Annotated in this window: 9 protein-coding genes; all 9 read right to left on the reverse strand. The window is 64.5% G+C overall.

Going from position 1 to position 8143, the window contains the following annotated elements; all coding sequences use genetic code 11:
* Nucleotides 1–463: protein-L-isoaspartate O-methyltransferase (locus VGE27_RS15075; RefSeq protein ID WP_331050494.1), on the reverse strand; the 463-nt coding region annotated here is incomplete at its 3' end.
* Nucleotides 445–1203, reverse strand: coding sequence for a 5'/3'-nucleotidase SurE (gene surE, locus VGE27_RS15080; protein WP_331050495.1), 759 nt, complete (start codon nucleotides 1201–1203; stop codon nucleotides 445–447). The genes surE and VGE27_RS15075, both read right to left, overlap by 19 nt.
* 14 nt (nucleotides 1204–1217) lie before the next feature.
* Complete coding sequence (locus VGE27_RS15085; protein WP_331050496.1) at nucleotides 1218–1589, reverse strand: MerR family transcriptional regulator; 372 nt, start codon at nucleotides 1587–1589, stop codon at nucleotides 1218–1220.
* Nucleotide 1590: 1 nt separating this feature from the next.
* A complete protein-coding gene (locus VGE27_RS15090; protein WP_331050497.1) occupies nucleotides 1591–2607 on the reverse strand; it encodes an NAD(P)H-dependent glycerol-3-phosphate dehydrogenase in 1017 nt (338 codons plus the stop codon).
* Nucleotides 2607–3224, reverse strand: coding sequence for a glycerol-3-phosphate 1-O-acyltransferase PlsY (gene plsY, locus VGE27_RS15095; RefSeq protein ID WP_414653569.1), 618 nt, complete (start codon nucleotides 3222–3224; stop codon nucleotides 2607–2609). Before plsY ends, VGE27_RS15090 begins: the two co-directional genes overlap by 1 nt.
* A gap of 14 nt (nucleotides 3225–3238) precedes the next feature.
* Nucleotides 3239–4549, reverse strand: a complete 1311-nt coding sequence (der, locus tag VGE27_RS15100; RefSeq protein WP_331050499.1) for a ribosome biogenesis GTPase Der — start codon at nucleotides 4547–4549, stop codon at nucleotides 3239–3241.
* A 14-nt stretch (nucleotides 4550–4563) separates the two neighbouring features.
* Nucleotides 4564–5871 (reverse strand): DUF512 domain-containing protein, encoded by a 1308-nt coding sequence (locus tag VGE27_RS15105; protein ID WP_331050500.1) that lies wholly within the window; start codon nucleotides 5869–5871, stop codon nucleotides 4564–4566.
* A 167-nt stretch (nucleotides 5872–6038) separates the two neighbouring features.
* Entirely contained in the window at nucleotides 6039–7184 is a 1146-nt protein-coding gene (locus VGE27_RS15110; RefSeq protein WP_331050501.1) for a threonine synthase, read from the reverse strand.
* Nucleotides 7181–8143: helix-hairpin-helix domain-containing protein (locus VGE27_RS15115; protein ID WP_331050502.1), on the reverse strand; the 963-nt coding region annotated here is incomplete at its 5' end. The genes VGE27_RS15115 and VGE27_RS15110, both read right to left, overlap by 4 nt.

The raw sequence follows: 8143 nt of genomic DNA on the forward strand, positions 1-8143 counted from the left end.
CCACGATCGCATCGTAGGGCGCGTACTCCCGCCAGCCGAGCGTCCCGTCGCCCAACGAAAGCGAGACATTGCGGGCATTGGCCTGCTGCAGAATGGGCCGGGCCCTGTCGAGCAGTTCGCGATATCGCTCCACCGAAAACACCTGCGCCGCCAACTGCGACAACAGTGCGGTCTGATATCCGGAGCCGGTGCCGATTTCCAGCACCCGTTCCACCCCGGTGAGCAACAGCTGTTCAACCGACCGCGCATGCACAAACGGCTGCGAGATGGTCTGCCCATTGCCGATCGGCAACGCCGAATCTTCGTAGGCGCGGTGACGCACGGTGGGTGGCACGAACAGGTGGCGCGGAATGGCATCCACGGCCCTGAGCAGCGCGAGGTCCTTGATACCCTTGTCCTGCAACGCTTCCACGAGACGCCGACGCGCCCCACGGAACTCCGGCTCTACGGCTCCTGCCACCATTCGGTCGAGGTGTTGAGCACATCCCGATGGGTCAGATCGAGGTGCAATGGAGTGACGGAGATGTATCCGTCATGCACAGCGCGGAAGTCCGAATCGGGCGCACCACTCCATTCCACCGAGCCGCCGCCGATCCACAGGATATCACGCCCCCACGGATCTTTCATCCGGGCAATCGAATCACTGAACACGCGCCGGCCAAGTCGCGTCAGCCGCATGCCACGGATTTCGTCGCCCGGCACAGCGGGCAAGTTCACATTGAGGAGGGTGTCGCGCGGGAACGCAGGAAGCGCCGTCAAGTGGTGCAACAGCGACCGGATGGCACCCACCTGCGTATCCAGCAGCGCATCGGCGCGCAGCACATTGCCAGCAAACGACAGCGCAATGGCGGGAATGCCAAGTGCCAGGCCTTCCATGGCCGCTGCCACCGTGCCGCTGTACAGCACGTCCTCACCCATGTTCGGGCCGTGATTGATGCCGCTCAGCACAAAGTCGGGCCGGATATCGAGCAGCGCTTCACACGCCAGCATCACACAGTCGGTGGGCGTGCCATCCACCTGCCAGCGACGCTCGCCCAGCCGCACCGGCCGCAACGGGTGGTGCAACGTCAGCGAATGGCTGGTAGCACTCTGCTCACGATCCGGTGCCACCACATACAGCTCTCCCAAGGTCTCGGCCGCCCGTTCGAGCACGCCAAGGCCCTTGGCCAGAATACCGTCGTCGTTGCTGAGGAGTATGCGCATCTTCTCTCGGGAGTTCAGGTCTGTCGCGGCGCTGGATCTTCAAGCAGCGCCTGCAGTTCAGCGAGTTCACGTTCGAGGCTTTCGAGCGCTTCCACCTCCAGCGCTTCGCGCGCCGCCGGGCGCAGCGTGCCGCCCTTGCGGTGCTCGTCGAGCTTCTGCCGCGCGCCATCGATCGTGTACTTCTCGGTATAGAGAAGATGCTTCACCAGCAGGATCAGCTCTACCTCACGGCGCGAATAGACCCGGTTGCCACTGCGATTCTTGGCCGGATTGAGCAGCTTGAACTGGCTCTCCCAGTAGCGCAGCACGTGCGGCTTGAGCTCCGTCAACGAGCAGACGTCACCAATGGAGTAGAACTCCTGCACCAACTCCCGCGGCGCCGCCATCTCAGTCACGCTCCGCGCGGAGTTCTCGCGCCATCAGCTCGGCCACTGCGGCGCGCGGGGCCTGCCCCTCAAACAGAATGCGATAGGTGGCATCGATGATGGGCAGCTCCACGCCGGCCCGATCGGCCAGCGCCTTCGCGCTCTGCGTGTTGAGCACCCCTTCGGCCACGCTCTCCTTGCCGGCCAGCGCTTCTTCCAGCGTCTGCCCGCCGCCGATGGCCACACCCACAGCGCGGTTGCGGGACAACGCGCCGGTGCACGTGAGCACGAGGTCACCAAGCCCGGCAAGACCAGCAAACGTTTCGGCGCGCGCACCGATGGCGACACCAAGTCGCGTCATCTCGGCGAGCCCCCGCGTCATCAACGCGGCGCGCGGATTGAATCCCATCCCCAGGCCTTCGAGGATGCCCGTTGCCACGGCCATCACGTTCTTGAGCGCACCGCCAAGTTCCACACCGATGACGTCGTCGCTGGTGTAGACACGGAATTCGGGGGCGCTCATGGTCGACTGCACGAGCTCCGCGGCCGCAGCACTGTCGCACGCGGCCACGACCGCGGTGGGCTGTTGGCTCGCCACTTCCGCGGCGAAGCTCGGGCCACTGATCGCCACCACCGCCCGCCCCTGTGCCTCGCCCGCCACGACATCGGTCATGAGGGCGAGCGTTTCGCGCTCGATGCCTTTGGTGGCCACCGACAGTACCGCGTCCCGTTCGATGTGCACGGCACCGCTGGCCACCACCGGACGCAGCACATGTGACGGCGCTGCATAGACCACGAGCCGAGCGCCGGCCAGAGCTGCCGCCATGTCGGACGAGGCGCGAAGCGCCGGATGCAATGAAGCACCGGCCAGAAAACGGACGTTTTCGTGCCTGGTGTTCACGGTCTCCACCACATCGGCTTCACGCGCCCATAGCGTGACTGCGTGTCCGTTGCGTGACAACCGATCGGCAATCGCCGTGCCCCAGGCGCCGGCTCCGATCACTGCACAGCGGACGGCATGCTCCTGAACCGTCGACATCACATCGCTCCGTTGGGCGTTGATGCGCGACCGATGCGGCGTTCTTCGCCACGCATCAGTCGCTTCACATTTTCACGGTGAGTCCAAAATACAAATGCGGCAATGACAAATCCCACCGCGACGAGCGGGGTCACCGTCTTCGCCTGAAACAGGAGAATCAACGCGAGGCACAATGCGGCAACCAGTGATCCCAGTGAGACATAGCGCGTCACAGCCACGATCACGATGAAGGCCACGATGGCGCCGAGTGTCGCCGTGGGCGCAAGCGCCATGAACACGCCGCTCGCCGTGGCGACCCCTTTGCCACCCCCCTTCCCCATCAGAAAGATGGGCTTTACATGCCCCGCAATCGCGGCCACACCGATGGCGACGCCCCATGGCCATCCGTCCGCCAGCCCAAACACTCCGGGCAGCAACAGTGTGGGCAACCAGCCTTTCAGAAAGTCCACCACATACACCAGCAATCCCCAACGCCAACCCAACGTGCGCTGCACGTTGGTGGCGCCGAGGTTTCCAGATCCCACCGTACGCAGATCGACCCCATTGACTCGGCCGACCAGGTACGCCGTGGGAAATGAGCCGGCGACGTACGCCAGCACGAGGGCAAGCGCGATCATGGCCGGCGAGGAACTCACGAGTTCTTTCTCCGCAGGATGATGCGGAGCGGCGCCCCGGTGAATCCCCAGCGCTCACGGAAGCCGTTGTGCAGGAAACGCACGTAGTGCTCAGGAATGGCGTCGGGGTTGTTGCCGAACACGGCGATGGTCGGCGGCTCGGTCTCCACCTGCGTGGCGTAGTTGAGCTTCACTTCACGGCCCGCGGCCTGCGGCGGCTGGAGGCGTGCCAGCAGATCACCCAGCGCGTCGTTCACTTCCGACGTGCTGATGCGACGGGTGCGCTGCTCCTGCACCGACAGAACCAGATCGAGCGCCTTGGTCACGCGCTGGCCGGACAGCGCCGACGTGAACAGGAATGGCACAAATTTGAGATAGGGGACCTTTTCCACGGCCTCCTTCTTGAATTTGTCGGCGCTCTTGTCGGTCTTGTCTTCGTACAGGTCCCACTTGTTGATGACGAGAATCAGGCCGCGGCCCGCTTCCCACGCCATCGTGGCGATCTTGAGATCCTGATTCTGCAGTCCTTCCGTGGCATCGATCATCAGGATGCACACGTCCGAGGAATCGATCGCGCGACGGGTGCGCAACGCGGAGTAGAACTCCACACCATCATCGATGCGCGACTGACGACGCAGACCGGCCGTGTCCACGAACACCAACTCGGTGTCGTGATAGCGCATCGGCGCGTCGATCGCATCGCGGGTGGTGCCCGATTCATCGGACACGACCAGGCGGTCTTCGCCAAGCAGTCGGTTCACGAATGACGACTTGCCCACATTCGGTCGGCCGATGACAGCTACCCGAACGGCATCACGTTCTTCTTCCTCGACCACCGGAATGTTGGCAACCACGGCGTCGAGCAGATCGCCTGAGCCTTTGCCGTTCTGCGCCGAGACCGGGTACACGTCGGTCACGCCCAAACGGTAGAACTCATAAAAGTCGGTGCTTGCCGGATCGTCGACCTTGTTGGCGACGAGCATCCACGGCTTCTGCGAATTGCGGAGGATATCCACAATACGGGCATCGCTGGGATGCACACCCACTTTGGCATCCACCACGAAGAGCATCAGGTCCGCTTCTTCGATCGCCTGCATGACCTGGCGACGGATCGCCGTGTCCATGAGCAGATCGGAATCTTCGACGAGGCCGCCGGTGTCGACCAGCCAGAAGTGACGGCCCGCCCATTCGGCTTCACCGAAATGGCGATCGCGCGTCGTACCCGCCTCGTCGCTGACGATGGCGGCGGCTTCACCGATCACACGGTTGAACAGATGCGATTTGCCCACATTGGGACGCCCAACTACGGCAACGACTGGGAGACTCATCGGAACTCGAATACTCAGGCAGCGGATCGCACCGCCGCATCCCCGTCGGAAACTCCCTCGGGGACGAGCGCGTCGATGAAATCGTAGGATGGATAGACCGGCATCGGGAGCGATTCCCGCACGGCAATGAACGACTCTTCGTCGAGGAAGAGACCGTTGTCGTTGATGCACTCGGCCGGAATAAGCGCGAGGTCGAGATCGGCCCGGCCTTCGAGCGCGCGCCGGATGTCGGCGCCCACCAGCAGTCCCGCTGTCGTGGTCGTCGGACCGAACAACGAGTTCTCGGTGACGATCAGGTCGAACTGCGCACCAGTGGCTTCAGTGAGCTGCTCGAGCAGGGGCGGCATCAGCGCCCGCATGGACACACCGGTCACCACGCCGATACGTCGGCCATCGAGGCGAGGCAGCTGCGTGAGCCCATCTTCGACACGGGCACGCAACGTGGTCACAGCGCCGACGCCATTTTCGATCTGCGCGAACTCGCCATAGTGCTCCACATCGGGCAGCGGTACCTCGGCCAGCAGGTACAACTCGTCCGAGCCGAACACCCAGCGATCATCGCGTTCCTCGAGCGCCCGATCTTCCCACCGATGCACCGCGTCCAGAATGCGGGCCGCATTGGCCTGGTCCATCGGCTTGCCCGTGTACAGGTGGGAGAACTGCGTCACCCCCACCGGCACGAGTGCGATGGACATCACCGCGTCGCCGAGATTCCAGAGATCGGTGAGCGACTGCTCGAGCACATCACCATCGTTGAGCCCGGGCACGATGACCATCTGGCAATGGAACTGAATGCCCCCTTCAGCCAGACGGGTCAGCTGCTCGATGATGTTGGGTACACGCGGATTGTTGAGCAGCACCTTGCGGGCTTCCCATGGCGTGGCGTGTACCGACACGTACAGCGGCGACAGTCGATACTCGAGGATACGCGCGATATCACGTTCCTTCACATTCGACAATGTCGCGAAGTTGCCGTAGGCGAACGACAACCGGTAATCGTCGTCGCGAATGTAGAGGCCTTTGCGCAGCCCCTTGGGCAGTCCTTCGATGAAGCAGAACTCGCAGCGGTTGGCGCATCGGCGCACGGTGGGCGGAGCCAGCTCCACGCCCATCGGTTCACCGTCGAGTCGCTCGATGTCATACTCGACCGCTTCACCATCGGGCAGCCGTGCGGACACCACAAACGAATCGTCGGCCGTCAGAAACTCCCAATCGAGGAAGTCATCCAGCGGCCGTCCGTTGACGGTGAGCAGTTCGGTGTCTGGAAGAATGCCGAGTTCATCGGCGATGCTCCCAGGGTCTACCCGCGTGACGCGAACCATACCTGAGACGAAAACGGGGGACGAGGTCGGACTCGACCCTCCCCCGGATACAAATGAGCGACGGCCGTGCGCCGCCGCTCACTTGAGACAACTTAGGAGGCGCGGCCATCGAAGTCAATGAACGGCATGGACTTCGGTCACGCTCCCATGGCCTGCTGGCAACCTGATCAGACCCGATACGATGCGCCGCTACCGGTATTGAACAGCACCACCTCAGCATCCCCCTTCACCAAACCACTGGCCACGGCATCACGCAGCACCGAAAGCCCGCAGCCACCTTCCGGCGCTGCATCGATGCCCGTCTGCACGGCCAAGGTGCGCGTCCACTCCCGGATCGCCTCTTCCGATGCAGTGCCGGCCAGTCCGTCCGTTTCGCGCATCACGCGCAGCAGCAGGCGATCGCCAAGCGGCGAAGGCACCCGAAGTCCGGCCGCATGTGTCACCGGGTCCACCCACGGATCGGCCTTTTCCGCGCCCGCCGCAAACGCGCGCGCGATGGGCGCGCAACCCGCGGCCTGCGCCACCAGGTAGCGCGGCTGACGGGTCTCACCCGGCAACCACCCGCTGGCCACGAGTTCATTGATGGCCTTCCAGATACCAACCGTGCCCTCACCCCCACCGGTGGGATAAACCACGACATCAGGGACACGCCAACCGAGTTGCTCCACGATCTCGAAGCCCATGGTCTTCATGCCCTCCACGCGGTACGGCTCGCGCAACGTGGAAATAGGGAAGTAGCCCGACTCCGCCGCGAACGCGATGGCCAGCTTGCCCGCGTCACCGATGTGGCCATCAATGCGAATGAGCTCCGCCCCCATCGCGTCGATGGTATCGAGGATGGGACGCGGCGTGGTGCCAGGTGCATATACCCGCACGGGAATGCCGGCGGCAGCGCCATAGGCCGCAAGCGCGGCTCCCGCATTGCCGGCCGTGGGGACGACGATGCCCGGCACCTGTGCACCGCGGGCGCGCGTGACGGCCGCGCTCATGCCCCGCGCCTTGAACGAACCGGTGGGGTTTTGCGCTTCATCCTTGATCCAGAGCCGGCGCACACCCGCCGCCGCCGCCAGGGCCGGCGACTCGATGAGTGGGGTGAGCCCTTCGCCGAGACTCACCGGCGCCTCACCCTCGAGCAGGGGCAGGAACGGCGCATACCGCCACATGTCCCACCGATTGCCCAGGGCAGTACCGGCCGGCACCGGTGCGTAGGTCGCGAACAGCGGCTGATGACAGGCCGGACACACCGACGCCTTCTCGAGGGGAGCGGGCGTGCCGCAGGCGGAACACTGCAGCGTCCAGGTGGGAGCACTCATGACGGGGGAGTATCGGAGGGAAGGTCGGGAACGGCGTCCGGAGCGGGAGGGGGCGCCGGATCAGACGGGGGCTCAGGCACGGTCACACCGAGTGCTTCGAGCAATCGGCGTGCAGAAGCTGCACCAAAGCCCGGAATGGCCGCAATCTGCTCGACGCTCGCGTCGCGCACGCCCTGCACGCTGCCAAAACTGTGCAGCAGCGCCCGTCGCTTGGTGGGCCCGACACCCGGAATCTTGAGCAGTTCCGAGGTGATGGTGCGCGCCGCACGCTTCTGACGCTGAAAGGTGATGGCAAATCGGTGCGCTTCGTCGCGCGCCTGTTGGAGCATGCGAAGCGCCGGTGAGCGCCGCGGGAGGCGCACCGGGTCCGGGCGCCCGGGCATGAAGATCTCCTCGTCGCGCTTGGCGAGACTGATCAACCCGATCTGCGGCGCGCCGAGTTCGTCGAGCGCGGCGCGCGCGGCACCCAATTGCCCCTTACCGCCGTCGATCACGGCGAGGTCAGGCAACGTCTTCTCTTCGTCGAGGCGGCGCCGGAAGTACCGGGTCACCACTTCGTGCATCGAGCGGAAGTCGTCGTTCCCCTCGTACACCTTGATCTTGAACTTCCGGTACTCCGACCGCTTGGGGCGACCGTTCTCGAAGAACACCGCGCTCGCCACCACATCGGTGCCCTGGGCGTGGGAGATGTCGAAACACACCAGCGACCGCGGTAGTCGTGCGAGTCCGAGCTCGCGTTGCAGCTCGTACACCGGATCAACCGCGCGTTCATCTGCCTCGAGCGCCGCCAGCTTGAACTCCTCGAGCAAGTGGCGGGCATTCTGATCGGCCAGGTCCACCAACGCGCGGCGCGGGCCGCGTTGCGGCACACGAACATGGGTGCCATCCAGCGAAGCTTCGAGCGACTCACGGTCTTCGAAGTCGAACGGGACCAGGAGTTCACCGGCCCGCGCCTCCGA

Origin of the sequence: Gemmatimonas sp., assembly GCF_036405635.1 — a bacterium.
Lineage (GTDB): Bacteria > Gemmatimonadota > Gemmatimonadetes > Gemmatimonadales > Gemmatimonadaceae > Gemmatimonas.

Excerpts from the sequence above, each read along its gene's own strand:
- der (WP_331050499.1), bottom strand. The coding sequence starts at position 4,549 with ATGAGTCTCCCAGTCGTTGCCGTAGTTGGGCGTCCCAATGTGGGCAAA.
- VGE27_RS15110 (WP_331050501.1), bottom strand. The coding sequence starts at position 7,184 with ATGAGTGCTCCCACCTGGACGCTGCAGTGTTCCGCCTGCGGCACGCCC.
- VGE27_RS15085 (WP_331050496.1), bottom strand. The coding sequence starts at position 1,589 with ATGGCGGCGCCGCGGGAGTTGGTGCAGGAGTTCTACTCCATTGGTGAC.
- VGE27_RS15090 (WP_331050497.1), bottom strand. The coding sequence starts at position 2,607 with ATGTCGACGGTTCAGGAGCATGCCGTCCGCTGTGCAGTGATCGGAGCC.
- VGE27_RS15105 (WP_331050500.1), bottom strand. The coding sequence starts at position 5,871 with ATGGTTCGCGTCACGCGGGTAGACCCTGGGAGCATCGCCGATGAACTC.
- surE (WP_331050495.1), bottom strand. The coding sequence starts at position 1,203 with ATGCGCATACTCCTCAGCAACGACGACGGTATTCTGGCCAAGGGCCTT.
- plsY (WP_414653569.1), bottom strand. The coding sequence starts at position 3,224 with ATGATCGCGCTTGCCCTCGTGCTGGCGTACGTCGCCGGCTCATTTCCC.